This is a genomic window from Pseudomonas sp. DNDY-54, from assembly GCF_019880365.1.
GTDB classification, from domain to species: Bacteria; Pseudomonadota; Gammaproteobacteria; order Pseudomonadales; family Pseudomonadaceae; genus Stutzerimonas; species Stutzerimonas stutzeri_P.
Map to the genome: position 1 here is coordinate 3,905,758 of NZ_CP082271.1, position 24,566 is coordinate 3,930,323.

Consider the following 24,566-nt stretch of genomic DNA (forward strand, 5'->3'; position numbering starts at 1 on the left):
CGCCGGCGCACATGGGAAGTGAATCCTATGAAAACTGACCCTGCGAAATGGCGAGAGTGCCCAGCCAAGGCCCGTGAGGCCCTGCGGTCCGCCCAACGGTGCCGGGCTGGTTAGAAGTAGCGCGGATGGGTTGCGTCCCCGACACCGCGCAGGGTGCGAGCCGGCAGGCAAAAATCGTGCGACAGGGTTGAAGCACGCCGATGCGTGTCGAAATCGAGTGACCCGTGCATACCGGGGCAGGCGCCCCGGTATGCAACAGGATCAGGCCGCCTGGTTGGCGACGAAGTCTTTCTTCAGGCGGTTTCTGAGCTCGGACATTTGTTCGCCCATCGCTTCCAGCTTGGCCTTATCGAACAGCTCACGCGCTGTGGGAAACATTTCAGATTCTTCTTCTTCGATATGGTGCTCAAGCAACTCCTTGCACACCTTGGCACGGCCGGAAAACTCGACGCTAGCCGGATCGGTCGCTTTCAGATCGGGCAGCACCAGCGAGTCCACGGCGCGATGCTCTTCTTTGGCTTCGTAAAACATCTTCAGCTCTTCCTTTCCGCCGGCTTCCTTGAAGGCGGGATAAAGGATCTGCTCTTCAAGCTGGGTATGGATGGTCACTTCCATCTCCAGTTTTTGCAGCAACTCGGTACGGGTCTTGACGGCACGTTCGGTGCTTTCGGTCAGACGCGTCAGGATGTCCTTCACTTTCTCGTGGTCTTCGATCAACAGGTCAATAGCATTCATACGAGATCCTCATCACTTATCAGGCTTTGCGAAACATCCAGGCTCTTCGGCCCGATTGCTCGCCTACGCAGGATTGCGCGGCATTACCTAGGCGGCCGACCTGCGGCAGTGCAGGTCGGCCACTGGGCTCAGGCGTACTCGTACGTCGGCAGTCCGGTACGGCTCTGGCTCTGCAAGCGCGCAATGGCAGGTGACATCCCCGCTTCGAGCGCCAAGTCGCGACGGATCGAACTGATGACCCATTCCAGTTGAATGGCCGTTTGAGTTTGTCCTTTGGAAAGGGCGCGTCTGATAATGTCTCGATCATCATTTCGCAGCGTCAATAGAAGCCCGCCATCCGGACGAGGCGTGGTGACTACTTCGAACTCGGGAAACGCGGCAGATAAGGTTTTTTCAGCGGCGATCATTATTTTGGACTCCGGTTATGTTTCCAGCGTCCATAACAAGAGCAGCGTTCGTGCCAACCGTAGCTGTTCCTAAAAGCCACGTAATTCAGTGACTTGCGTCACATAATAGCGTTTTGTATGCATGCAAAACGCATGAAGCGCTTGTTTGCGGCATGCATTCTGCTGTACCGGCTGAACAACTCGCTGCCGCCGCTGTCCTTGCGCTCACCCGTTGCGCCAGACGCTGGCGAGCCATGGCTGCTGCTCTCTGGGCAGACCCGCTGGCCGGTAATAATGCTCAAGCTCGATAAAACCCGCCGACTTCAGCAGTTCCTGCCAAGTCGGCCAGTCGTACCAGGTGCCGTAACGTGCTCCGCTCCAGCCTTCCTGGTTATTGCCGCGCGGATTGGAGCTGAACAGCACACCGCCGCTACGAAGCGCCGCGTGCAGTTTTCGCAAGACTTGACTGATTTCCCGGCTGGGGAGATGAAAGAGCACGGCATTGGCGAAGATGCCGTCAAACGCTTCGACAGGTAGATCCAGATTCAGAAAATCCTGGTGCAACACCTCGCAACCGGTTTCCTCGCGGGCCATGCGAACGAAGGGCTCGGCGCCGTCCAGCCCTACGGCGACATGACCTCGCGAGGTGAACGCTTTGAGGTCCCTGCCCGGGCCACAGCCCAGGTCGAGGATCCGAAACGGCGGCCGGGCCTCAATATGTCGCAACAAGGCATCAATATTCTGGCTGACGTCGTGATCGCGGGTTCCATCGCGAAACGCCTCGGCATTCGCGCGGTAGTCATCCAGGGTAAGGTCGGTGATGGCATGGGTGTCGTCTTTGATGGTCATGGCGAGCTCCGCAAGTGAATGAGATCGAGCCTAACGACGCCAAGGAGGATTGCCAAACGCGGGCGCTGCAGACCGCACGCAACGCCCTTACGAATCAACCCAGGCGCCTGAACTTGCAGAGCGCTGCACCGCTCAAAACTAGCTGATCTGACGCCTGCTATTGTGCGTACCCTTATTCACAGAATCCGTTGAGTAACGCTCCAATGAGCCAAGCATCATCCAAGGTTGTCCTGCTTGTGGAAGACGAACCTCATATTCTCTGCCTGCTGTCGGACTATCTCGCCAGCGAAGGCTATACCGTCCTCGAGGCTTCAGACTCGGCTCAGGCGTTCGAGATTCTGGCGACCAAGCCGCAACTCGATTTGCTTGTCACCGATTATCGATTGCCCGGCGGCGTTTCCGGTGCGCTGATCGCTGAGCCAGCACTGAAGTTGCGGCCGGAACTGAAGGTCATTTTCATCAGCGGCTATCCGATCGAGATCCAGGAGTCAGGAAGCCCGATTGCTCGCTCCGCCCCGATCATCGCCAAGCCTTTCTCGTTGGATAACCTGCACCGCCAGATCCGCGAAGTGCTGGCATAACGGCCCTACGCCCTTCTTGTGTCATAACAGACCTGTACCAAACGAAAAAGCCCGCACTGGGCGGGCTTTTCGTTCACGCATTTGACTTAGTTGATCTTGGGGTCCAACTCGCCGCGCGCGTAACGCTCGAACATCCCTTCCAGAGAGATCGGCTTGATCTTCGAGGCATTGCCGGCCGTACCGAAGGCTTCATAACGCGCGATGCAGATGTCGCGCATCGCAGTGACGGTCTTCGCCAGGTACTTGCGCGGGTCGAATTCGGCTGGGTTCTTGGCCATGAACTCGCGAATCGCACCGGTGGACGCCAGACGCAGGTCGGTGTCGATGTTGACCTTGCGTACGCCGTACTTGATGCCTTCGACGATTTCCTCGACGGGCACGCCGTAGGTTTCCTTGATGTCACCACCGTACTCATTGATGATTTTCAACCACTCCTGCGGAACGGAGGAGGAGCCGTGCATGACCAGATGGGTATCGGGAATACGCTTGTGGATTTCCTTGATGCGCTGGATCGACAAGGTGTCACCGGTTGGCGGCTTGGTGAACTTGTAGGCGCCGTGGCTGGTGCCGATGGCGATCGCCAGGGCGTCGACCTTGGTCTTGGCAACGAAGTCAGCGGCTTCTTCCGGGTCGGTCAGCAGCTGGCTGTGATCCAGGGTGCCTTCTGCTCCGACGCCATCTTCTTCACCGGCCATACCGGTTTCCAGCGAGCCCAAGCAGCCCAGCTCACCCTCTACCGACACGCCACAAGCGTGGGCGAAGGCGACGGTTTGCTGGGTGACGCGGACGTTGTATTCGTAATCGGACGGCGTCTTGCCGTCTTCACGCAGCGAGCCATCCATCATGACCGAACTGAAGCCCAGCTGGATCGAGCGCTGGCAGATGTCCGGGCTGGTGCCGTGGTCCTGGTGCATGACCACCGGGATGTGCGGGAATTCTTCGACGGCCGCGAGGATCAGGTGGCGCAGGAACGGCGCACCGGCGTATTTACGAGCTCCGGCCGAAGCCTGGACGATCACCGGGGAGTCGGTCTTGTCGGCCGCTTCCATGATGGCTCGCATCTGCTCGAGGTTGTTCACGTTGAAAGCCGGCACGCCGTAGCCGAATTCGGCGGCGTGGTCGAGCATCTGGCGCATGCTGATGAGTGCCATGTTTTCCTTTCTCCCGGTTAGGGTCGTTTAATCATGTAAAGCCTGCCGCAGGGGCCGGCGCTGTTCAAGCACCACGCGGCATGGCGCGGCATTGTAGTGGTGGCCAGGGTAAAAGCCATCAACTGTGGCGAAAACGCCTAAATCTCGCAGGCGCGCACGCTTCAAATGGTGATCAAAGAAGCGCTGCAACCATGCGCTAGCAACTTGTCATCGGCGAGCCGAAAGACCAGCGCCTCGTTGCCTTTGTTGTGGAAGGCCACAACGCCATCGCTATAGAAAGCACCACGCGTGGCTGGTTCCTTGCGCAGCGTATACACCTGCTCGCTGTTACCGACTTTCAGGTTCACCGTCTGGTGACTGTCATCGGCGTAACGCCAGGCGATGTTCTGCTGACTCTGGCATTTCCAGCGCACGAAGGGCGCGTCAGGGCCGGATTGCCAGTGACCGCAGCCACCAAGCAGCAGTGCGGCTAATGGAATAAACAGGCCTTTCATCGCTTCTCCTTGCTTGGGTGCGCTTCAACTCAGGGGCAATCCTGAACGTCCGCGGCGGTACCCGCCGTGGGATCGCCGGTGCTTTGCATCTGTACGCGCTGGTCATTCTGTGCGGTGGGGCTTTCAACCGGTGGCGGATCGAACACTTCGCAGGCCGAATCTGGCACACCCCCGGCGCAACCGGCCAGGCCAAGACAGCAAACCGCTGTAGCCGCATATCGCATGATGTGTCTCCATTCCTTGTCTGGACAGAACAGAGACAGCACCAAGCCCCAGGGGTTGCCTTCGCCGTTGCGCTTGTTGAGCCGAACGCATGGAAAGCGTTCGGCCTCTGTGCTTATTTGGCGGCCCGTTGTTCCAGAACCTCGACGGCAGGCAGCACTTTGCCCTCGACGAACTCAAGGAAGGCGCCGCCGCCCGTGGAGATGTAGGAGATCTTCTCGCCTACGCCGTACTTATCGATGGCAGCAAGGGTGTCGCCGCCACCGGCGATGGAGAACGCCGGGCTTTCAGCGATGGCCTGGGCCAGCACCTTGGTGCCATTGCCGAACTGATCGAACTCGAACACGCCCACCGGGCCGTTCCAGAGGATGGTCTTCGACGACTTCAGCAGCTCGGCAAAGTTGGCTGCGGTCTGCGGACCGATGTCCAGAATCATGTCGTCTTCGGCGACGTCGGCGACCGCCTTGACCGTGGCTTCGGCGTCTTCGGCGAAGGCCTTGGCCACCACCACATCGACCGGCAGCGGCACGCTGACCTTGGCCGCGATAGCCTTGGCGGTATCCACCAGGTCCGCTTCATACAGCGACTTGCCCACCGGGAAACCGGCCGCAGCGAGGAAGGTGTTAGCGATACCACCGCCAACGATCAGTTGATTGCAGACCTGGCTCAGGCTGTTGAGCACGTCCAGCTTGGTCGACACCTTGGAACCGGCGACGATGGCAGCCATTGGCTGAGCCGGGCTTTTCAGCGCCTTGCCCAGCGCATCCAACTCTTCGGCGAGCAGCGGGCCGGCACAGGCGACCTTGGCGAATTTAGCCACGCCATGGGTAGAACCCTGGGCACGATGGGCGGTACCGAAGGCATCCATGACGAAGACGTCGCACAGCGCCGCGTACTTCTGCGCCAGCTCGTCAGTGTTCTTCTTTTCACCGGTGTTGAAGCGAACGTTTTCCAGCAGCACCAGCTCGCCGGGCTGTACCTGCACGCCGTCGAGATAGTCCTTGATCAGCGGGACGTCGCGGTTCAGCGCCTTGCTCAGGTAATCGGCGACGGGCTTGAGACTGTCTTCTTCGCTGTAGACGCCCTCTTCCGGACGGCCCAGGTGCGAGCAAACCAGCACGGCAGCGCCTTTCTCCAGCGCCAGCTTGATGGTCGGCAGCGAGGCCAGAATGCGTGCATCGCTTTTCACCGCGCCGTCCTTCACCGGCACGTTGAGATCCTCGCGGATCAGCACGCGCTTACCCTGGAGGTCGAGGTCGGTCATCTTCAAAACGGTCATGTGATCTTCCTTAAGTTCAAGAACGGCGATGTTGTGAGCGGCGGCCGCTAAGCGCGGTGGGCCACGCGCAGGTAGTGATCGGCCACGTCGAGCATGCGGTTGGCGAAACCCCATTCATTGTCAAACCAGGCCAGCAGGTTCACCAGTCGAGGACCTGACGCGCGCGTCAGGCTGCCATCGACGATCGCCGAATGCGGGTCGTGGTTGAAATCACAACTGGCATGGGGCAACTCGGTGTACGCAAGCAGGCCTTGCAACGGGCCGGATTGCGCGGCTTCGCGCAGGATCCGATTGATCGTCTGGGCATCGGTATCACGGGACGTCTGCAAGGTGATATCCAGGCAGGACACGTTCACCGTCGGCACCCGCACCGCTTTGGCCTGAATCCGCCCCGAGAGTTCCGGCAGCAGTCGCTCAATGCCTTTGGCAAGCCCGGTGGACACCGGAATGACTGACTGAAACGCCGAGCGCGTGCGGCGCAGATCATCATGGTGGTAGGCGTCGATGACCGGCTGATCGTTCATTGCCGAGTGAATGGTAGTGATCGAAACGTAGTCGAGGCCGATCGCATCATTGAGCAGCTTGAGCAGCGGCACGCCGCAGTTGGTGGTGCAGGACGCGTTGGAGACCAACCGCTCAGCGCCGCTCAAACGCTCGTGATTGATGCCCATGACCACCGTGGCGTCGACGTCCGCCGCACCGCTCATAGGCTGCGAGAACAGCACGCGCGGCGCACCGGCATCGATGAATCGCTGGGCTTCGCTGCGGGTGTTGTAGGCACCGGAGCACTCCAGCACCAGATCCACACCCAGCGCTCGCCAATCGACCGCTTCCGGCGTCGGGTGGCGCAGCACCTTCACGCAATGACCGTTGATGTGCAGGCAATCGCCCTCCACTTTCACCTCACCGGGGAAGCGGCCATGCGTGGAGTCGAAGCGTGTGAGGTATTCGAGGCTCGCCATATCGGCGAGGTCATTGAGAGCGACAATTTCGAAATCGAACGCAGCATCGCGCTCGTAGAAGGCACGCAGCACGCACCGGCCGATACGGCCGTAGCCGTTGAGCGCGATGCGGTAGGGACGATTGGACATATAGCTTCCGCTGTCTCGTAGGCGCGAGGGAGGCGCCTGGTTCTTGCTCGCGAGCGCGTCATGGGACGCTTCGCGAGCAAGCCCGCTCCTACTGATTGAGGACCAACCGCGGCAGCTGGAATCAGTCTTCCAGCAGCTCTTCGGCGACCGCGAGGACGTTCTCGACGGTAAAGCCGAACTCCTCGAACAGCTGACCAGCCGGGGCCGACTCGCCGTAGGTGGTCATGCCGATGATGCGACCGTCGAGCCCGACGTACTTGTACCAGTAGTCCGCGTGCGCTGCTTCGATGGCGATGCGCGCGCCGACTTCGACCGGCAGCACGTGCTGTTTCCAGGAAGCATCCTGAGCGTCGAAGACGCTGGTGCACGGCATCGACACGACTCGAACGTTGCGCCCCTGCTCGGTGAGCTTGTCGTACGCCTGAACGGCCAGACCGACTTCCGAACCGGTCGAGATCAGGATCAACTCAGGCTCGCCGACACAGTTCTTCAGAATGTAACCACCCTTGGAAATGGATGCTTCGGTTTCGTTGTCGCGGATGTGATACGGCAGGTTCTGACGCGAGAAGATCAGCGCGCTTGGGCCGTCTTTGCGCTCGACCGCGTGCTTCCAGGCGACAGCGGACTCGACTGTGTCAGCCGGGCGCCAGGTGTCCAGGTTCGGTGTGGTGCGCAGGCTGGTCAGCTGCTCGATCGGCTGGTGAGTCGGGCCGTCTTCGCCAAGGCCGATGGAGTCATGCGTGAAGACGTAGAGCACACGCTGCTTCATCAGCGCCGACATGCGCACCGCGTTGCGGGCGTACTCCATGAACATCAGGAAGGTTGCGCCGTAGGGGATCAGGCCGCCATGAAGGGCGACGCCGTTCATGATGGCGCTCATGCCGAACTCGCGCACGCCGTAATACATGTAATTGCCCGAAGCATCTTCGGCCACCACTGGCTTGCAGCCTTTCCACAAGGTCAGGTTGGAACCGGCGAGGTCGGCCGAACCACCGAGCAACTCAGGCAGCAGCGGCCCGAAGGCATTCAGGCAGTTCTGGCTGGCCTTGCGGCTGGCGATGGTTTCGCCCTTGGTAGCGACTTCACGGATGAACTCGGAGGCCTTCTCGGCAAAGTCGGCCGGCAACTCGCCCGCCATACGCCGCTTGAATTCAGCGGCCAGGGCCGGAAATTCGGTTTCGTAGGCAGCGAAGCGCTTGTTCCATTCGTTTTCGGCGTCAGCACCCTTCTGCTTGGCGTCCCACTCCGCGTAGATCTCGGCCGGAATTTCGAACGGGCCGTGGTTCCAGCCCAGCGCTTCGCGGGTCAGGGCGATTTCGGCATCACCCAGCGCGGCGCCGTGGGACTCTTCCTTGCCCTGCTTGTTCGGCGAACCAAAGCCGATGACGGTCTTGCAGCAGATCAGTGTCGGACGGTCGCTCTTGCGGGCGGTCTCCAAAGCGATCTGGATTTCCTCGGCGTCGTGACCGTTGACGTTGCGAATCACCTGCCAGCCATAGGCTTCGAAGCGGCGCGGGGTGTCATCGGTAAACCAGCCATGCACTTCGCCATCGATGGAGATGCCGTTGTCGTCATAGAAGCCGATGAGCTTGTTCAGGCCCAGCGTGCCGGCCAGCGAGCAGACTTCATGGGAAATGCCTTCCATCAGGCAGCCGTCGCCCATGAACACATAGGTGTGGTGGTCGACAATCTTGTGCCCGTCGCGGTTGAACTGCGCGGCCATGACCTTTTCCGCCAGGGCAAAACCAACGGCATTGGCCAGGCCTTGGCCCAGCGGGCCGGTGGTGGTCTCGACACCTGCGGTGTAGCCGAACTCGGGATGGCCCGGCGTCTTGCTGTGCAGCTGACGGAAGTTTTTCAGGTCGTCGATGGACAGGTCGTAGCCGGTCAGGTGCAGCAACGAGTAGATCAGCATCGAGCCGTGGCCATTGGACAGCACGAAACGATCACGGTCCGCCCACAGAGGGTTGGTCGGGCTGTGCTTCAGATGGTCGCGCCAGAGAACCTCGGCGATGTCCGCCATGCCCATGGGGGCACCCGGGTGGCCGCTGTTGGCTTTCTGCACAGCATCCATGCTGAGGGCGCGGATGGCATTGGCTCGCTCACGACGGCTGGGCATCGCTGAATCTCCTGCGGGGGTGTACTTGGAAAAAGGCGGCCATTTTCCCCTACCGAGGGTGGCGGGGCAATGACTGAAATAAGTCGCTCCACCAATCAGTCGAGCAGGCTGACACCGCGACTGCCGATGTCCGGCAGATGCTCAAGCAGGTAATTCTTCATATGAGTCAGGGTTATCGGCGTCTCGCCGGCGGCGGGCCAGACCAGGTAGTAGCTGTCACCGGAACGTACCGCTGTGTCGAATGGCAGCATCAGCGAGCCCTTGTGCAGTTCGGCAGCGACCAGCGCCAGGTCACCGATCGAAACGCCATGCCCCTGCGCTGCAGCGGAAATGCCCAGTTCCAACGTGTCGAATAACTTGCCCTGTTGCCAGGCGACAGCATCGATCAGCCCGACTCGTTGAAGCCACCGCCGCCAATCGCGGCAGTCACGTGATGGATGAATGAGTTCGGCCGAGGCCAGCTGGGCAGCGGTCCAACCGTTATTTCCATGCACTTCTGGCGAGCACACCGGAACCAGCCACTCGTCAAACAGCTTGACCCGGTTCCAGTCTGCCGGAAAGCCACCGTGGCCCAACAGGATCGCGCAATCGAACGGCTCGTTATGGAAATCCACCGCATCCAGGTCCATCCAGGCACTGGTGAGCTGCACCCGATTCTGCGGGTGTGTGAGCTGAAAATCTTCCAGCGCGCCCAGCAGCCATCGCATGGTCAAGGTGGACGGCGCTTTCAGCCGGAGCGCGTCCTGCTGGCGATTGACCGCAATACAGGCGTTTTCGAGGGTGCGGAAACCGACCTTGAGCTCCTGTGCCAATAGCCGTCCGGTGTCGGTGAGCGCGAGACGCGAGCCGCGCCGCTCGAACAATTGGCAGCCGAGGTTTTCCTCCAGCGTTTTCACGTGCCGGCTGACTGCGCTCTGAGTGATGCACAGGCTTTCGGCCGCCTGGGTAAAAGAACCGAATCGCGCCGCCACCTCGAAGGCGCGCAATGCGTACAGGGGTGGCATCCTGAGCGTCATGCCGCCCCGCTCCGGCATGAGTAAAACTCATCGCAGACGGCCTTTTTTTCCATTTTGCAACCCTCCGAACCCCACCAATACTGCGCCAGCAAGCGGGCCAGCATGCAGTGGCTTCGACTCATAAGAAGAGGCACGCGCCTCGTATACATGTGCAGGGAAGGATGACATGTCCAATCGCGACTTTGACCTACTTTTGTCTGCCAGCACCCGAAACGGCGGCCTGAGCCAGGAGCAGATAGCGCGGATTCTCGAGTTCAAGCTGTTCGGCAATCCGAGCGGCTACCTGCTGCTGGACGGCGCGGAAATCGGTGAGATCCCCTCGACCCCAGCCTCCCGCTCCGAGCTCTGCAAGCCGGACGACACCAGCGAACGGCTACTGCTGCAGGCCACCGCACTGCTCGGCGAGCCGATCGGCTATGTACAAGAATCCGGCGGTGCCATCGTCAACAACTTCTTCCCCCAGCAGATGCAATCGCGTGCCGCCACCTCGGACAGCTTCGACACCGAGCTCGACCTGCATACCGAGAACGCTTTTCACGCGATTCAGCCGGACTACCTGCTGCTGCTTTGTCTGCGCCAAGACCCCGCAGCCGAGGCGATCACCTACATTGCCTCAGTCGACCGCATCCTTGAGCGATTGAGCTATGAACAACAGGCGTTCTTGCTCAACGAGCCGTACAACTTCTTCTCAGACTACGGGGCCAGCGAGAAGAACCAGCGCATCGACATCAACAAGCATCAGACCGTTCTGTACGGCGACCCCGATGCCCCTTTCTTCCGTTTCGACCCGCAGTTCATGGTCGCCTATAGCGAGCGTGCCCAACGCGCGTTGGATACCTTGCGCGGCGTTGCCTGGGAGGTGGTCGAGCCGGTGCGGCTCAGCCCCGGCGATCTGCTGATCATCGACAACCGTCGCACCGCCCATGCACGCAGCCCCTTCACGGCCCATTTCGATGGCAATGACCGCTGGATGCAACGCACCTTCGCCACCTGCAACCTGCGTTTCTATACCGAGCGACTGGGCAAAGCATCACGCATATTCGAATTGGTGACCGAACTATGAACGCCACCTACCTAGCCTTTGCCGCGGCGGTCGCGCTTCTGATTGCCTCACCGGGCCCGGTCGTCGCGCTGGTGATTGCCGATGCGCGGCGCAGCTGGCCCGCGTGGACCATTCTCGGCGGGGTGATTTCTGCGCAAGTGCTGATGATCGCCGCGCTGGTAATGATCTATCTGGCGCTGGATCTGGAGCCGGTCATTCTCGAATGGGGCCAGGTGATCGGTGGGCTCTACCTGATCTGGCTTGGCGCAGACGGTCTCTGCGGCGGGAATGACGAAGCGCCGGAGCAGGACCGCCCACACGCTCATTATTTCTGGCGTGCCATGGCGGTCGGCCTCTCGAACCCGAAGGACATCCTGTTCTTTCTCGCGTTCTTGCCGGGCTTCATCCTGCCCACCCAGCCATTTGCGCCGCAGGCGGTGGCATTGATCGCCATCTGGGCCTTGGTCGATATATCGATTCTGGTCACCTACAGCCTGGTCTCGAGACGCCTGTCCAATCTCGATCGGTTACAGCGCGTACTCGATCTACTCCCGAGCTTCTTCCTGCTGGCCCTCGGGCTGGTGTCGTGCGGCATGGGCATCACCAGCTTGGTGAACTGACCCGCTTGTCCAATATCAAAACTTTTTGATATTGCCATTGCTGGACGAAAAACGACCGACTAGACTGCGCGGCCTATGAGCCTGCGTATTCCCCAGATCTCCTTGGATGACAGCGATCAGCTCGCCGCCCTGTGCAAGGCCGGCGGCGATTCGCTGCGCCTGAACGTTCTACGCGCGCTGGCCAGCGATTCGTTCGGGGTGCTCGAACTGGCGCAGATCTTCGCCACGGGGCAATCCGGTATCAGCCATCACCTCAAGGTGCTGACTCAAGCCGGCCTGCTGGCGACCCGCCGGGAAGGCAACGCGATCTTCTACCGCCGCGCCCTGCCCCAACCCGACAGCCTCGGCGGCAAGCTGCATGCCGCGCTGCTGGACGAAGTGGACCAGCTGAGCCTGCCACTCGACGTGCAGGCGCGAATCGGGGCGGTGCATGCCCAGCGCAGCGCAGCCAGCGAAGACTTTTTTGCACGGATGGCCGGCAGCTTTCAGGCACGGCAGGACATGATCGCCGGCTTCCCACAGTACCGCGACAGCGTTGTCGCGCTGCTCGATGCACTGAATCTTCCGGCTCGCTCCACAGCACTGGAAGTCGGTCCTGGGGATGGCAGCTTTCTGCCCGAGCTGGCGCACCGATTCGCTCGAGTAGTCGCGGTAGACAACAGCCCGGCAATGCTCGAACTGGCTCGGTCGCGTTGCGAGCGGGACGCGCTGGGCAATGTCGAGCTGAAACTTGCCGACGCATTGCAGGACGAATGTCCGTCCGCCGACTGCGTTGTGCTGAACATGGTTTTGCATCATCTGGCCGCGCCGGGTGAAGCACTCAAGCAACTGGCACGGCTGGTGAACGTGGGCGGAAGCCTGCTGATCACCGAGCTTTGCAGCCATAACCAGAGTTGGGCCAGGGAGGCCTGCGGCGATCTGTGGTTGGGCTTTGAACAGGACGATCTGGCCCGTTGGGCCGATGCCGCGGGGCTCACGCCCGGCGAGAGCCTCTACATTGGCTTGAAGAACGGTTTTCAGATCCAGGCCCGGTACTTTTCCCGGCCCGCCCCTGACAGCCGACTCACCCACCGGTAATTTAGGAACCGATAGATGAGCGAATACTCGATTTTCACCTCCGAGTCCGTGTCCGAAGGGCACCCGGACAAGATCGCCGACCAGATCTCCGATGCGGTGCTGGACGCCATCATCGCCGAGGACAAGCACGCCCGTGTGGCCTGTGAAACCCTGGTCAAGACTGGCGTCGCAATCGTCGCCGGCGAAGTCACTACCAGCGCCTGGGTCGACCTCGAGCAACTGGTGCGCGACGTCATCATCGATATCGGCTACAACAGCTCGGAAGTCGGCTTCGATGGCGCGACCTGCGGCATCATCAACATCATCGGCAAGCAGTCCGTGGACATCGCTCAGGGCGTTGACCGCACCAAGCCGGAAGACCAGGGCGCCGGCGACCAGGGCCTGATGTTCGGCTACGCCAGCAACGAAACCGACGTGCTGATGCCTGCACCGATCCGCTTCTCCCACGCCCTCGTCGAGCGCCAGGCCGAAGCGCGCAAGAACGGCCTGCTGCCGTGGCTGCGCCCGGATGCCAAGAGCCAGGTCACCTGCCGCTATGAAGGCGGCAAGGTCGTCGGTATCGACGCCATCGTGCTCTCGACCCAGCACAACCCCGAGGTCAAGCATTCCGACCTGCAGGAAGCGGTGATGGAGCTGATCGTCAAGCACGTGATCCCGGCCGAACTGCTGCACAAGGACACCCAGTTCCACATCAACCCGACCGGCCAGTTCATCATCGGCGGCCCGGTGGGCGACTGCGGCCTGACCGGGCGCAAGATCATCGTCGACACCTACGGCGGTATGGCCCGTCATGGCGGCGGCGCCTTCTCCGGCAAGGACCCGTCCAAGGTCGACCGTTCAGCTGCCTACGCGGGCCGTTATGTGGCGAAGAACATCGTTGCTGCCGGTCTGGCCGAACGCTGCGAAATCCAGGTCTCCTACGCCATCGGCGTGGCCCAGCCGACCTCGATCTCGATCAACACTTTCGGCACCGGCAAGCTCAGCGACGAGAAGATCGTTGCCCTGGTGCGCGAGCATTTCGATCTGCGTCCCTACGCGATCACCACCATGCTCGACCTCCTGCACCCGATGTACAAAGCCACAGCGGCCTATGGTCACTTCGGCCGTACGCCAGTTGAAATGACGGTCGGTAACGACACCTTCACCTCCTTCACCTGGGAAAAGACCGACAAGGCCGACGCCCTGCGCGCTGCTGCTGGGCTCTGACCCGGCCCCAATCCGTAGGGTGGGCTTTAGCCCACTCCCGCGGAGCTGTTGCCAAATCGGTGAGCTGAAGCGGAACGCCGCCCGGCCCACCCTACTGGACGGCCAAGCGCATGAAAAAGCCCCGCCAGCGAAAGCCGGACGGGGCTTTTTTACAGGTGCGACGGTGCTCTGCCGCCCCGACAAGGCCGACGCCCCGCAGCACCGCTCGGCCTCGCCCCGCCCCAACCCGTAGGGTGGGCTTCAGCCCACCACCACGGACCTGCCAGCGACGCCGTGGGCTGACCCACCCTACGAGACGGGCAGCGCAGCGAGAAGCCCCGCCCGGCTCAATTCTTCAACCGATACCCCGTCTTGAAGATCCACCAGATCAAGCCCAGACACAGCGCCAAGAAGCCCAGCGTCATCGCCAGGCTGATCCCGACGTTGACGTCGGACACCCCGTAGAAGCTCCAGCGGAATCCGCTGATCAGATACACCACCGGATTGAACAGCGTGACCTTCTGCCAGACTGGCGGGAGCATTTCGATGGAGTAGAAGCTGCCACCCAGAAAGGCCAGCGGCATGACGATCAGTGACGGCACGATTTGCAGCTTTTCCCAACCGTCTGCCCAGATGCCGATGATGAAACCGAAGAGGCAGAAGGTGATCGCAGTGAGCACCAGGAACAGCGCCATCACCCACGGATGCGCGATCTCGTAATCGACGAACAACCGAGCGGTCAGCAGGATCACCAGGCCGAGAATGATCGACTTGGTTGCTGCAGCGCCGACATAGCCGATGACAATCTCAAGATACGACACCGGTGCCGAGAGCACCTCGTAGATTGTCCCTGAATAGCGCGGCATGTAGATGCCGAACGACGCATTGGAAATGCTCTCGGTAAGCAGCGCCATCATGATCAGGCCGGGGATGATGAACGCGCCGTAAGGGATGCCGTGCATTGCCTCCATCCGCGAGCCGATGGCCGAGCCAAAGACAACGAAATACAACGAAGTGGATATGACTGGCGTGGCGATGCTCTGCAGCAGCGTGCGCCAGGTGCGCGCCAGCTCAAACAGGTAGATGGCGCGAATTGCGTGGAAATTCATGTGCGGCTGCCTTTTACCAAGCTGACGAAGATTTCTTCCAGCGAACTCTGACTCGACTGCAGATCCTTGAAATCGATTTTGTGTACCGCCAGGCGCCTGAGCAGTTCGGCAATGCCGGTGTCCTCGTGCTGGGCATCGAAGGTGAATACCAACTGATTGCCGGAATCGACCAGCTCGAGCGGATAATCAGCCAGATCCGCCGGAATTTCTGCCAGCGGCCGTTGCAGATGCAAGGTCAGCTGCTTCTTGCCGAGCTTCTGCATCAATGCCTTCTTATCCTCGACCAGAATGATCTCGCCCTTGCTGATCACCCCGATACGGTCGGCCATTTCCTCGGCCTCTTCGATGTAGTGGGTGGTCAGAATGATGGTCACGCCGCGCTCGCGCAGGCCGCGCACCATTTCCCACATATCGCGACGTAACTCGACGTCGACCCCTGCGGTGGGCTCATCGAGAAACAGGATGCTCGGTTCGTGAGACAGCGCCTTGGCGATCATCACCCGCCGCTTCATGCCACCGGACAGCTCGATGATGCGAGCGCTCTTCTTGTCCCACAGCGAAAGATCACGCAGCAGCTTTTCCAGATAGGCATCGTTCGGCGCCTTGCCGAACAGCCCGCGTGAGAAACGCACCGTTGCCCAGACGCTTTCAAAGCCTTCGTTGAACAGCTCCTGCGGCACCAGGCCGATCTTCGAGCGGGCTTCGCGGTAGTCGTTGACGATATCGTACCCGTCCACCAGCACCCGCCCACCGCCCGGATTGACGATGCCGCAGATGATGCTGATCAGCGTGGTCTTGCCGGCGCCATTGGGCCCAAGCAGCGCAAAGATTTCGCCCTTGTGGATTTCTAGATCGATCTGCTTGAGCGCTGGATGCCCCGAGGCGTAAGTCTTGGTGAGGTGCTCGATGGTGATTACGGGCTGCACTGATGAATCACTCCGCAAAACATTTGGCTGCCGATTGTACGGCGCAGTTGATTAGCTCACTAATCAATGTCATTGATAACGATCATGCCCACTGCTGCATCGCAAGCGCATGCTCACATGCCTTCGCCACAGCAAGAGGGGCATGCCATGCAACGGATCAGACTGGCCTTCGTCACGCTGTTCATAGCCGTGACCCTTCTCTGGCTTAGCGCGGCAGGCGCCATCGCCGTTGAATACTCACGTTTCTGGCCGCTACGTGCTTACATGGTTCACTTCAGCGGCATCCTCTCGATCACTGCAATGAGCGTAGCGATCTACCTCGCCATCCGCCCCCTGTGGCTGGAACGCCTGTTTGACGGTCTGGACAAAAGCTATCGACTGCACAAGTGGCTGGGCATTGCCGCGCTGGTGGCTTCGGTCGTGCATTGGGGCTGGGCGCAGATCCCCAAATGGTTGGTTGGGTTTGGCTGGCTCGAACGCCCTGCACGTCGCGGGGCCGGTCAGGCACAGGAGGGGCTGTTCGGCTGGTTACACGAGCAACGCGGTTTTGCCGAGGATATTGGAGAGTGGGCATTTTATCTGGCGGCGCTGTTGATCATCCTCGCGCTGATCAAGCGATTCCCCTACCGCTGGTTTTTCAAGACGCATCGCTGGCTGGCCTTGGTTTACCTGGTCCTGGTGATCCACAGCCTGTTGCTGATGCCGATTGCTTATTGGACATCGTTGCTCGGCGTAACGGTGGCCGTGCTGCTTCTCGCCGGCACCTTCGCTGCGTTTGTCTCGCTCCAGCATCAGGTGGGCCGCAGGCGCCAAGTTGTCGGACACATCGAGGCGCTCACCTACCACGCTGACAACCGGGTGCTGCGCGTGGAAATCGCATTGGACGGCCCCTGGCCCGGGCATGCGACGGGTCAGTACGCCTTCGTCACCTTTGATGAAAAGGAAGGACCGCACCCATTCAGCCTGTCCAGTGCCTGGCAGAACGACGGGAAGCTAAGCTTCTCGATCAAGGGGCTGGGCGATTACACCCGCACATTGCCGAGCACCTTACACAGGGGCGATGCGGTCATTGTGGAAGGCCCTTACGGCTGCTTCGATTTCCAAGGGCACACGCCAGGTCAGATCTGGGTCGCGGGCGGCATCGGCATTGCTCCTTTTCTCGCTCGACTACAGGCGTTAGCGGATCGCAACACGGCCAAGCCTGTCGACCTGTTCTATTGCACCAGCGCGCCGGACGCGGACTTCATCGACCGCGTACGCGAGCAGGCCACGCGCGCACGAGTTCGTTTGCACGTGCTAGTCGCTGGTGAGCAAGGCCGACTGACACCCGAGCGGCTTCGGCAAGACGTTGCCGACTGGCATGAACGCGACATCTGGTTCTGCGGCCCAGTCGACTTTGGCGATGAGCTCCGGCGCGATCTGACGCGCCACGGCTTGCGGCCCAGCTATTTCCATCAGGAACTGTTCAACATGCGCTAGCGCACGGAGCGAATCGACACGTGGGGGCAGAATGGCCACGAACCCACTGAGCAAGGATGCTCACATGCAACGCCTGATTGCGTTATGGCTGTGCTTCGCCCCCTCTCTTTGCCTGGCCGAATGCCCTGAGTGGCCGGCCGGGCGTGCATTAGCCGAAACCCGCCTCCTGCAGCACCAGCTAGCCGAGTGGGACGACGCCTACCACCGCCGCGGTGTGTCCCTGGTCGACGACGAAATATACGATCAGGCGCGCCAGCGTGTGCAGCTGTGGCAGGACTGCTTTGAACCAACCTCTTCACGTGCGGACCCGCTGATAACCGTTGCGGGCGAGTCAACACATCCCATCGCCCAGACCGGCTTGTCGAAGCTGGCTGACAAGGCCGCCGTCGCCGCCTGGATTGCCCCTCGCAGCGACCTCTGGATCCAGCCGAAGGTCGATGGCGTCGCGGTGACGTTGCAGTACCGGAGCGGCAAACTGGTTCGGGCAGTCAGTCGCGGCAATGGCAGCCGCGGCGTGGATTGGACCGACCAGGTCCGGAAGATCCCGGATGTTCCGTCACAACTACCAGCCTCCATCGACATCATCCTGCAGGGTGAACTGTATTGGCGATTATCCGAGCATGTTCAAGCCGCCGCAGGGAGTGCAGGCGCGCGTAGCGATGTAGCCGGTGCGATGGCGCGGCAAACGCTCGGCGCTGATACCGCTGCGCAGATAGGGCTGTTCGTCTGGGACTGGCCCAACGGCCCGACAGAGATGCAGGCGCGCCTGGACGGATTGGTCGCGATGGGTTTTCAACAGAGCGCCGCACTGACATTGCCCATCAGCACCTTCGAACAGGCCGCACATTGGCGTCAGTACTGGTTCAGTCACCCGCTGCCGTTTGCTAGCGACGGTGTCGTGTTGCGCCAAGGGAAGCGGCCAGACGCCCTTCGCTGGCAAGCCGAGCCGCCACACTGGGCGGTTGCGTGGAAATACCCGCTGCGCACCGCCGTTGCACCCGTGCGTGAAGTCGAATTCAACATCGGCCGTAGCGGCAAGATCACCCCGGTTCTGCAGCTCGAGCCGGTAACGCTCGACGACCGACGCATCAGCCGCGTGAGCCTCGGCTCAATGGCGCGCTGGCGTCAGGCCGACGTTCAGCCCGACGATCATGTCGCGATCGCCCTCGCGGGCCTGACCATTCCCCGGTTTGAGGGTGTGGCCTGGCGAACGAAAGCGCGCCACGAAATCGAAGCCCCAGCGACTGAAAAGTACCATGCGCTCAGTTGCTGGCAGGCGAGCCCCGGTTGTGATCAGCAATTCGTTGCACGCCTCGCCTGGCTCAGCGGAAAGAAGGCGCTGGATCTGCCTCAGCTCGGCCCAGCGACCTGGCAACAGCTGGTTGAGCATGGTGCGGTCACCGGGCTGCTCGACTGGCTGGCGCTCGATCAGGCAGAGATTCAGCGAATTCCAGGGTTTGGTGAAACGAGCGCCACCCGGCTGATCGACAGCTTCGAGCTGGCACGCACACGACCATTCACCGCCTGGCTTCATGCGCTCGGGCTCCCGCCTAGCGGCGATGCAACGCTGGCAAGCGACTGGAATACCCTTGCCAGTAGAACCTTGGACGAGTGGCAAGCCGAACCCGGAATCGGCAAAACACGGGCGTTGCAGCTGCGGGCTTTTTTTACATCACCCGAGGTTCTGCAACTGCGCACGCAATTGCATGACGCTAGGGTCGACGGCTTTTAGCGGCACTTCAGCCCCTGCCCCAAGTCATAGGGGTTCAAGAATAAAAAAGGAACAACCATGAGCGCCCAGCGATATTTGCTCCTTCCGCTGATGCTCAGCCTGCTGGAGGCTCAGTCGGCCTTCGCCGCCAATGACTCGGACGCGGCCTGCGCCGAAGCCCGGAAACAGATAGGTGAGCAGATTAAGGAGGCGCGATTGAAAGGCGATGTCGGTAAGCGCGCCGCCGTGGAAACCCGCCTGCACGCCCTTGATGAGCGCTGTAACGGCGTCGTTCCGCTACAACCCAACCACGACGAGGTCGAGCGGGCATCGCGCGTGGCGACGGTACGCGAGGCACAGCTGAGGGAAGCTTTGGGCACGGGGGACCCGGAGGTGATCGAACTGAGCAAGCGGCGCCTCGATCACGCGCGAAAGCAGCTGGAAGCAGCCAAACGCTGAATAGCGCGACCGGTGTTCAATAGGCGCGAAACTCCTGGTGGCAGGCCTCACACGCATCTTCCACCCGCTGAAAAGCGGGCGCGACACTGTCGGCCGACACAGGTGATTGCGCGGTTGCGGCGACCAGCGCCGCGGTGTTCGCCTCCAGCTCGCGCGCCATCTGATTGAAACGTTCCTGCTGCTGCCACACATCCTCGCGGGCATCGCTCTGTTCTTCCTTGACCTCCGGGTAGTACTGCCACGGCTGCCGTGACAGCTCGTCCAGCTTTGCCGCGCCATCAGTGAACCCCTGCGGATCGAAGGCCAGACGGCCGCGCAACATGCCGCCAAGATCTTCTTTGGTGTCCAGCATCTGCTGGTAAATAGCCTTGCGCTTCCCAAGCGGTGAATTGGGATCGATGCGGTCACAGCCGGCCAACACACAGACGGCAATCAGCGACAGACTCAACGACAACAGCTTCATGGTTCGACCACTCGGGAATACAACGGGCGGCGATTATCGCCGCCCGCGGCCGATTCACCAAACGCCCACAACGCTACTGGGACCATTCACCGCCCGCACTTTCACAATCAATCTTGGCTTGAGCACGGTCAGTCGTCTTGTAGTTATAGGTCACGATTTGGGCCGTCTCCGGCACGGTGGTGGGGACTGGCGTGTCAGTCGCCTGGCTACCGGTCGCGCGTTCATTGGCGAGGGTTTCCGGCGTCAGTGCGGCGGTACACACACCGAAATGCCCGGCTGGGCAGCTGTCACGGATTTCACGACGAGAGTTTTTGATCGCCTCGTTGTCCTGGCACACCCAGTCGATGGCGTTGTCGTCCAGGCCCTGATACTCGAAGCATTTTTCTGTCACCACAGGCGGAGGAACTGCACCGGACGTTTCGGCGGTGACATAACAGGAATTGGCCGCTGCCGGCAGACTGAAAGCCGCAGCGAGGGCGAGTAGAACGGAACGGAACAAGAGATTCATGTTGGCGGCTCCTGGGGTCATACGCCCGGCGAGATTCACCGAACCTCTTTGTTCGACCGCTGCGCCGCAAGCTGAGTTCGACCAAGCGTTATAAGAGCCTCCGCGCCTTTCAGGCACCAATCAAGGCGTGTCCGGGTCCACTTTCGTAGACATGAACCGTCGACGTGGGGACGCCATGCTTGAACTCTCAGCCATCTTCATTAGCCTCACCGCGCTGCTCGCCTACCTCAATTACCGTTTCATAGGGCTCCCGCCCACGATTGGCGTCATGGCGACCGCTCTGGCGTTCTCCCTCCTGCTGCACGGCCTGGCGATGCTGGGGCTGCCGGCATTCGAAGCGCAGATCGAAGCCCTGGTGGGACGGATCGATTTCAACCACCTGCTGATGGACGGCATGTTGTCGTTTCTGCTGTTCGCCGGTGCGCTGCATATCAACCTGGCAGATCTGCGTGCGCGGCGCTGGTCGATCGGCCTGCTGGCGACTGTCGGCGTCCTGTTCTCGACCGCCGTAATTGGGTTCGGCAGCTGGTGGATCCTCGGTCTGTTCGGGTTGCAACCCGCGTTGATCTACTGCCTGTTGTTTGGCGCGCTGATCTCGCCGACCGACCCTATCGCCGTGCTCGGCATCATGCGTTCGGCCGGGGCGCCCAAGGCGCTGGAAACCACCATCGTCGGCGAGTCGCTGTTCAATGATGGGGTCGCGGTGGTGGTCTTCACCGTGCTCCTGGGTGTGCTGGCGCGGGGTGAGCCGCCGGGGGCGGGCGAGGCCGTCTGGTTGTTCCTCGAGGAAGCCGGCGGCGGCATCCTGCTCGGTGCGCTGCTAGGCGCACTGACCTTCGCCCTGCTCAAGAGCATCGATCAATACCAAGTCGAGGTACTGCTGACCCTCGCGCTGGTCCTTGGCGGCTACACGCTGGCGACGCATCTGCACGTTTCAGGTCCGATTGCGATGGTGGTCGCCGGTCTGATCATCGGAAATCAGGGTCGCCGACATGCCATGTCGGATAACACACGGGAGAACCTGGATAACTTCTGGGAACTGCTCGACGAGATTCTCAACGCCGTACTGTTCGTGCTGATTGGCATGGAACTGGTGTTGCTGCCCTTCAGCGCGCAGTACCTGCTGATCGCGCTGTGCATCACCCTGTTGATTCTGGGCACACGCCTGGTGGCCGTCGGGCCGCCCGCGCTGCTGCTGCGCAAGATGGGCCGGGCCCTGCCCAACGGCACAGTGCGGATTCTTACCTGGGGCGGGCTGCGCGGCGGTGTCTCGGTGGCGCTCGTGCTGGCGCTGCCAGCCAGCGAAGAACGCAATTTGCTGCTCAATATCACCTATTTGGTTGTGTTGTTTTCGATTCTTGTCCAGGGCCTGAGCATCGGTAGGCTGGTCCGCCATATCTGCACGCGCGACCGTTCGGACAGCCGTTGACAGCGGACGCTGCGCCGGGCTTGGGATTGCTCGCGGTCACGGCTATAATCGCCGGGTTTTACACCGCCGACACCGTTCGGCCGTGCCCGCCACCTGTCCGAGGGGCGCTGCAGCAGGCTTACCATTCAGGGGTCTGTCAGGCTCGGACAGGGCGTTAACCATACGCATCAACGGCGCCCATTCGCACAAAACGAATGGAGAACTCTTTAATGAGCGCTGTCATGACGCCTGCCGGTTTCAACGATTTCAAGGTCGCCGATATATCCCTGGCTGCCTGGGGTCGCCGCGAGATCATCATCGCCGAATCCGAAATGCCCGCCCTGATGGGATTGCGCCACAAGTACGCTGACGAGCAGCCGCTCAAAGGCGCGAAGATCCTTGGCTGCATCCACATGACCATCCAGACCGCCGTACTGATCGAGACGCTGACCGCCCTCGGCGCCGAGGTACGCTGGTCCAGCTGCAACATCTTCTCGACCCAGGATCAGGCCGCCGCCGCAATCGCCGCCGCCGGTATCCCGGTGTTTGCCTGGAAAGGCGAGACTGAAGAAGAGTACGAGTGGTGCATCGAGCAGACCATCCTCAAGGACGGCCAGCCGTGGGACGCCAACATGATCCTGGACGACGGCGGCGACCTGACGCAAATCCTGCATGACAAATACCCGCAGGTGCTCGAGCGCGTACATGGCGTCACCGAGGAAACCACCACCGGTGTGCATCGCCTGCAGGACATGCTGAAGAAAGGCACCCTGAAGATTCCGGCGATCAACGTCAACGACTCGGTCACCAAGAGCAAGAACGACAACAAGTACGGCTGCCGTCACAGCCTCAACGACGCCATCAAGCGCGCCACCGACCACCTGCTCTCCGGCAAGCAGGCACTGGTGATCGGCTACGGCGACGTAGGCAAGGGCTCGGCACAGTCGCTGCGTCAGGAAGGGATGATCGTCAAGGTGTCGGAAGTCGACCCGATCTGCGCGATGCAGGCCTGCATGGACGGCTTCGAGCTGGTCTCTCCGTACAAGGACGGCCTCAACGACGGCACCGACGCCTGCATCGACACCGCGCTGCTGGGCAAGATCGACCTGATCGTCACCACCACCGGCAACGCCAATGTCTGCGACGCGGGCATGCTCAAGGCGCTGAAAAAGCGCGCGCTGGTCTGCAACATTGGCCACTTCGACAACGAGATCGACACCGCTTTCATGCGCAAGAACTGGGCGTGGGAAGAGGTCAAGCCGCAGGTGCACAAGATCCACCGCACCGGCCCGGGCAGCTTCGATGCGCATAATGACGACTACCTGATCCTGCTGGCCGAAGGCCGTCTGGTGAACCTGGGCAACGCCACCGGTCACCCGAGCCGGATCATGGACGGCTCGTTCGCCAACCAGGTACTGGCGCAGATTCATCTGTTCAACGAGAAATTCGCCGACCTGCCGGTTATCGAAAAGACCAAGAACGTCACCGTCATGGTGCTGCCAAAGAAGCTCGACGAAGAAGTCGCGGCCGAAATGGTCAAGGGTTTCGGCGGCGTCATCACTCGCCTGACCCAAGGCCAGGCCGACTACATCGGCGTGGAAGTCGAAGGTCCGTTCAAGCCGGATAGCTACCGCTACTAATCGAGGCTTGGCCACATTAGCGCTTCGGACGGCCAGATTGTCCGACGCGCGGTGTCGCTGACTGCCTAAAGGAATTGTCATGTCACAAACACGTAGCCACAGCTTCAGCTTCGAATTCTTCCCAACAAAGACCGATGCCGGACATGAAAAGCTCATTGCCACCGCGGGTCGGTTGGCGGAATACAAGCCGGACTTCTTTTCGTGCACCTATGGTGCCGGCGGCTCAACCCGCGATCGCACCCTGAACACCGTGTTGCAACTCGACGGTGAAGTGAAGGTACCGACCGCACCGCACCTGTCTTGCGTAGGCGACAGCAAGCAGGAACTGCGCGAGCTGCTCCACCTCTACAAGGACGCCGGCATCAAGCGCATCGTCGCGTTGCGTGGCGATCTGCCGTCGGGTATGGGCATGGCCAGCGGCGAATTGCGCTACGCCAATGAGCTGGTGGAGTTCATTCGCAGCGAAACCGGTGACCACTTTCACATCGAGATCGCGGCCTATCCGGAAATGCACCCCCAGGCCCGTAATTTCGAGGATGATCTGGCGAACTTCGTGCGCAAGGCCAAGGCCGGTGCGGACAGCGCCATTACCCAGTATTTCTTCAATGCCGACTGCTATTTCTATTTCGTGGAGCGCGTACGCAAGCTAGGCGTAGACACACCCATCGTGCCGGGCATCATGCCGATCACCAACTACAGCAAGCTGGCGCGCTTTTCCGATGCCTGCGGCGCCGAGATCCCACGCTGGGTGCGCAAGCAGCTGGAGTCCTATGGCGATGACATGGAGAGCATCCAGGCCTTTGGCACACAGGTCATCACTGAGATGAGCGAGAAACTGCTCGCCGGCGGCGCACCCGGATTGCACTTCTATACGCTCAATCAGGCGGAACCCAGCCTGGCCATCTGGGAGAACTTGAAGCTGACTCGCTGAACCAACTGCTCAGCTCCCTGAAACAGGGAGCTGGCTAATGAACCTGCGAACTGCCACACTGTCCTACCAATGCGGTGTTAACAGG

At 61.0% G+C, this 24,566-nt stretch carries 25 protein-coding genes and 1 riboswitch; of the genes, 11 read left to right on the plus strand and 14 right to left on the minus strand.

The genetic code is table 11. The annotated features are described in order from the left end of the window. Positions 1-261 precede the first annotated feature (261 nt). The 3 genes from K4O48_RS18110 to K4O48_RS18120 form a co-directional block, all read right to left on the minus strand. Positions 262-735, minus strand: coding sequence for a hemerythrin domain-containing protein (locus K4O48_RS18110; protein ID WP_222909733.1), 474 nt, complete (start codon positions 733-735; stop codon positions 262-264). Between the two features lie 128 nt (positions 736-863). Continuing rightward, a complete protein-coding gene (locus tag K4O48_RS18115; RefSeq protein ID WP_222909734.1) occupies positions 864-1,142 on the minus strand; it encodes a DUF3509 domain-containing protein in 279 nt (92 codons plus the stop codon). 204 nt (positions 1,143-1,346) lie between these two features. Then, positions 1,347-1,970: a class I SAM-dependent methyltransferase gene (locus K4O48_RS18120; RefSeq protein ID WP_222909735.1), complete on the minus strand. Its 624-nt coding sequence runs from the start codon at positions 1,968-1,970 to the stop codon at positions 1,347-1,349. 203 nt (positions 1,971-2,173) lie between these two features. Between K4O48_RS18120 and K4O48_RS18125 the strand changes: the two genes are divergently transcribed. Continuing rightward, on the plus strand, positions 2,174-2,551 hold the full coding sequence (locus K4O48_RS18125; RefSeq protein ID WP_222909736.1) for a response regulator: 378 nt from the start codon (positions 2,174-2,176) through the stop codon (positions 2,549-2,551). Between the two features lie 86 nt (positions 2,552-2,637). On the opposite strand, the gene fba is transcribed toward K4O48_RS18125, so the two are convergent. The 7 genes from fba to K4O48_RS18160 form a co-directional block, all read right to left on the minus strand. Continuing rightward, complete coding sequence (gene fba, locus K4O48_RS18130; protein ID WP_222909737.1) at positions 2,638-3,702, minus strand: class II fructose-bisphosphate aldolase; 1,065 nt, start codon at positions 3,700-3,702, stop codon at positions 2,638-2,640. Positions 3,703-3,863: 161 nt separating this feature from the next. After that, entirely contained in the window at positions 3,864-4,196 is a 333-nt protein-coding gene (locus tag K4O48_RS18135) for an MliC family protein (protein WP_222909738.1), read from the minus strand. 29 nt (positions 4,197-4,225) lie between these two features. Beyond that, positions 4,226-4,420 carry a hypothetical protein gene (locus tag K4O48_RS18140; RefSeq protein ID WP_222909739.1) on the minus strand — a complete coding sequence of 65 codons (195 nt, stop codon included), beginning with the start codon at positions 4,418-4,420 and terminating at the stop codon, positions 4,226-4,228. A 113-nt stretch (positions 4,421-4,533) separates the two neighbouring features. Then, positions 4,534-5,697, minus strand: a complete 1,164-nt coding sequence (locus K4O48_RS18145) for a phosphoglycerate kinase (protein ID WP_222909740.1) — start codon at positions 5,695-5,697, stop codon at positions 4,534-4,536. 47 nt (positions 5,698-5,744) lie between these two features. Beyond that, positions 5,745-6,788, minus strand: a complete 1,044-nt coding sequence (epd, locus tag K4O48_RS18150; protein ID WP_222909741.1) for an erythrose-4-phosphate dehydrogenase — start codon at positions 6,786-6,788, stop codon at positions 5,745-5,747. Between the two features lie 121 nt (positions 6,789-6,909). Further along, positions 6,910-8,907, minus strand: coding sequence for a transketolase (gene tkt / locus K4O48_RS18155; RefSeq protein ID WP_222909742.1), 1,998 nt, complete (start codon positions 8,905-8,907; stop codon positions 6,910-6,912). A 95-nt stretch (positions 8,908-9,002) separates the two neighbouring features. Next, entirely contained in the window at positions 9,003-9,923 is a 921-nt protein-coding gene (locus K4O48_RS18160; RefSeq protein WP_222909743.1) for a LysR substrate-binding domain-containing protein, read from the minus strand. Positions 9,924-10,089: 166 nt separating this feature from the next. Between K4O48_RS18160 and K4O48_RS18165 the strand changes: the two genes are divergently transcribed. The 4 genes from K4O48_RS18165 to metK all read left to right on the plus strand — a co-directional run bounded on the left by K4O48_RS18165 (position 10,090) and on the right by metK (position 13,868). After that, complete coding sequence (locus K4O48_RS18165; protein WP_222909744.1) at positions 10,090-10,986, plus strand: TauD/TfdA family dioxygenase; 897 nt, start codon at positions 10,090-10,092, stop codon at positions 10,984-10,986. Further along, complete coding sequence (locus K4O48_RS18170; RefSeq protein WP_222909745.1) at positions 10,983-11,585, plus strand: LysE family translocator; 603 nt, start codon at positions 10,983-10,985, stop codon at positions 11,583-11,585. Before K4O48_RS18165 ends, K4O48_RS18170 begins: the two co-directional genes overlap by 4 nt. Positions 11,586-11,660: 75 nt before the next feature. Beyond that, entirely contained in the window at positions 11,661-12,662 is a 1,002-nt protein-coding gene (locus K4O48_RS18175; RefSeq protein WP_222909746.1) for an ArsR/SmtB family transcription factor, read from the plus strand. 15 nt (positions 12,663-12,677) lie between these two features. Beyond that, positions 12,678-13,868 (plus strand): methionine adenosyltransferase, encoded by a 1,191-nt coding sequence (gene metK / locus K4O48_RS18180; protein WP_222909747.1) that lies wholly within the window; start codon positions 12,678-12,680, stop codon positions 13,866-13,868. 326 nt (positions 13,869-14,194) lie between these two features. Here metK and K4O48_RS18185 read toward each other — a convergent pair whose 3' ends face one another. Together K4O48_RS18185 and K4O48_RS18190 are read right to left on the minus strand one after the other, a co-directional pair. After that, a complete protein-coding gene (locus K4O48_RS18185; protein WP_222909748.1) occupies positions 14,195-14,956 on the minus strand; it encodes an ABC transporter permease in 762 nt (253 codons plus the stop codon). Then, entirely contained in the window at positions 14,953-15,882 is a 930-nt protein-coding gene (locus K4O48_RS18190) for an ABC transporter ATP-binding protein (RefSeq protein WP_222909749.1), read from the minus strand. Before K4O48_RS18190 ends, K4O48_RS18185 begins: the two co-directional genes overlap by 4 nt. 147 nt (positions 15,883-16,029) lie before the next feature. Between K4O48_RS18190 and K4O48_RS18195 the strand changes: the two genes are divergently transcribed. From K4O48_RS18195 to K4O48_RS18205, 3 genes are all read left to right on the plus strand, one after another. Beyond that, the gene (locus K4O48_RS18195; RefSeq protein WP_222909750.1) at positions 16,030-17,361 is read left to right on the plus strand and encodes a ferric reductase-like transmembrane domain-containing protein; all 1,332 of its coding nucleotides are present in this window, start codon (positions 16,030-16,032) and stop codon (positions 17,359-17,361) included. 64 nt (positions 17,362-17,425) lie between these two features. Further along, positions 17,426-19,093, plus strand: coding sequence for an NAD-dependent DNA ligase LigB (gene ligB / locus K4O48_RS18200; RefSeq protein WP_222909751.1), 1,668 nt, complete (start codon positions 17,426-17,428; stop codon positions 19,091-19,093). A gap of 57 nt (positions 19,094-19,150) precedes the next feature. Further along, positions 19,151-19,531, plus strand: a complete 381-nt coding sequence (locus K4O48_RS18205; RefSeq protein ID WP_222909752.1) for a DUF1090 family protein — start codon at positions 19,151-19,153, stop codon at positions 19,529-19,531. Positions 19,532-19,547: 16 nt separating this feature from the next. Here the strand turns inward: K4O48_RS18205 and K4O48_RS18210 are convergent, their stop codons facing one another. Together K4O48_RS18210 and K4O48_RS18215 are read right to left on the minus strand one after the other, a co-directional pair. After that, positions 19,548-19,994: a c-type cytochrome gene (locus tag K4O48_RS18210; protein WP_222909753.1), complete on the minus strand. Its 447-nt coding sequence runs from the start codon at positions 19,992-19,994 to the stop codon at positions 19,548-19,550. 73 nt (positions 19,995-20,067) lie between these two features. Beyond that, positions 20,068-20,502: a hypothetical protein gene (locus tag K4O48_RS18215; protein ID WP_222909754.1), complete on the minus strand. Its 435-nt coding sequence runs from the start codon at positions 20,500-20,502 to the stop codon at positions 20,068-20,070. Between the two features lie 175 nt (positions 20,503-20,677). Between K4O48_RS18215 and K4O48_RS18220 the strand changes: the two genes are divergently transcribed. From K4O48_RS18220 to metF, 3 genes are all read left to right on the plus strand, one after another. Continuing rightward, complete coding sequence (locus K4O48_RS18220; RefSeq protein WP_222909755.1) at positions 20,678-21,931, plus strand: cation:proton antiporter; 1,254 nt, start codon at positions 20,678-20,680, stop codon at positions 21,929-21,931. Between the two features lie 93 nt (positions 21,932-22,024). Then, a riboswitch (S-adenosyl-L-homocysteine riboswitch) is annotated at positions 22,025-22,117 on the plus strand. Between the two features lie 23 nt (positions 22,118-22,140). Then, positions 22,141-23,550, plus strand: a complete 1,410-nt coding sequence (ahcY, locus tag K4O48_RS18225; RefSeq protein ID WP_222909756.1) for an adenosylhomocysteinase — start codon at positions 22,141-22,143, stop codon at positions 23,548-23,550. A 79-nt stretch (positions 23,551-23,629) separates the two neighbouring features. After that, positions 23,630-24,481, plus strand: coding sequence for a methylenetetrahydrofolate reductase [NAD(P)H] (metF, locus tag K4O48_RS18230; RefSeq protein WP_222909757.1), 852 nt, complete (start codon positions 23,630-23,632; stop codon positions 24,479-24,481). The last annotated feature ends 85 nt before the right edge of the window (positions 24,482-24,566 follow it).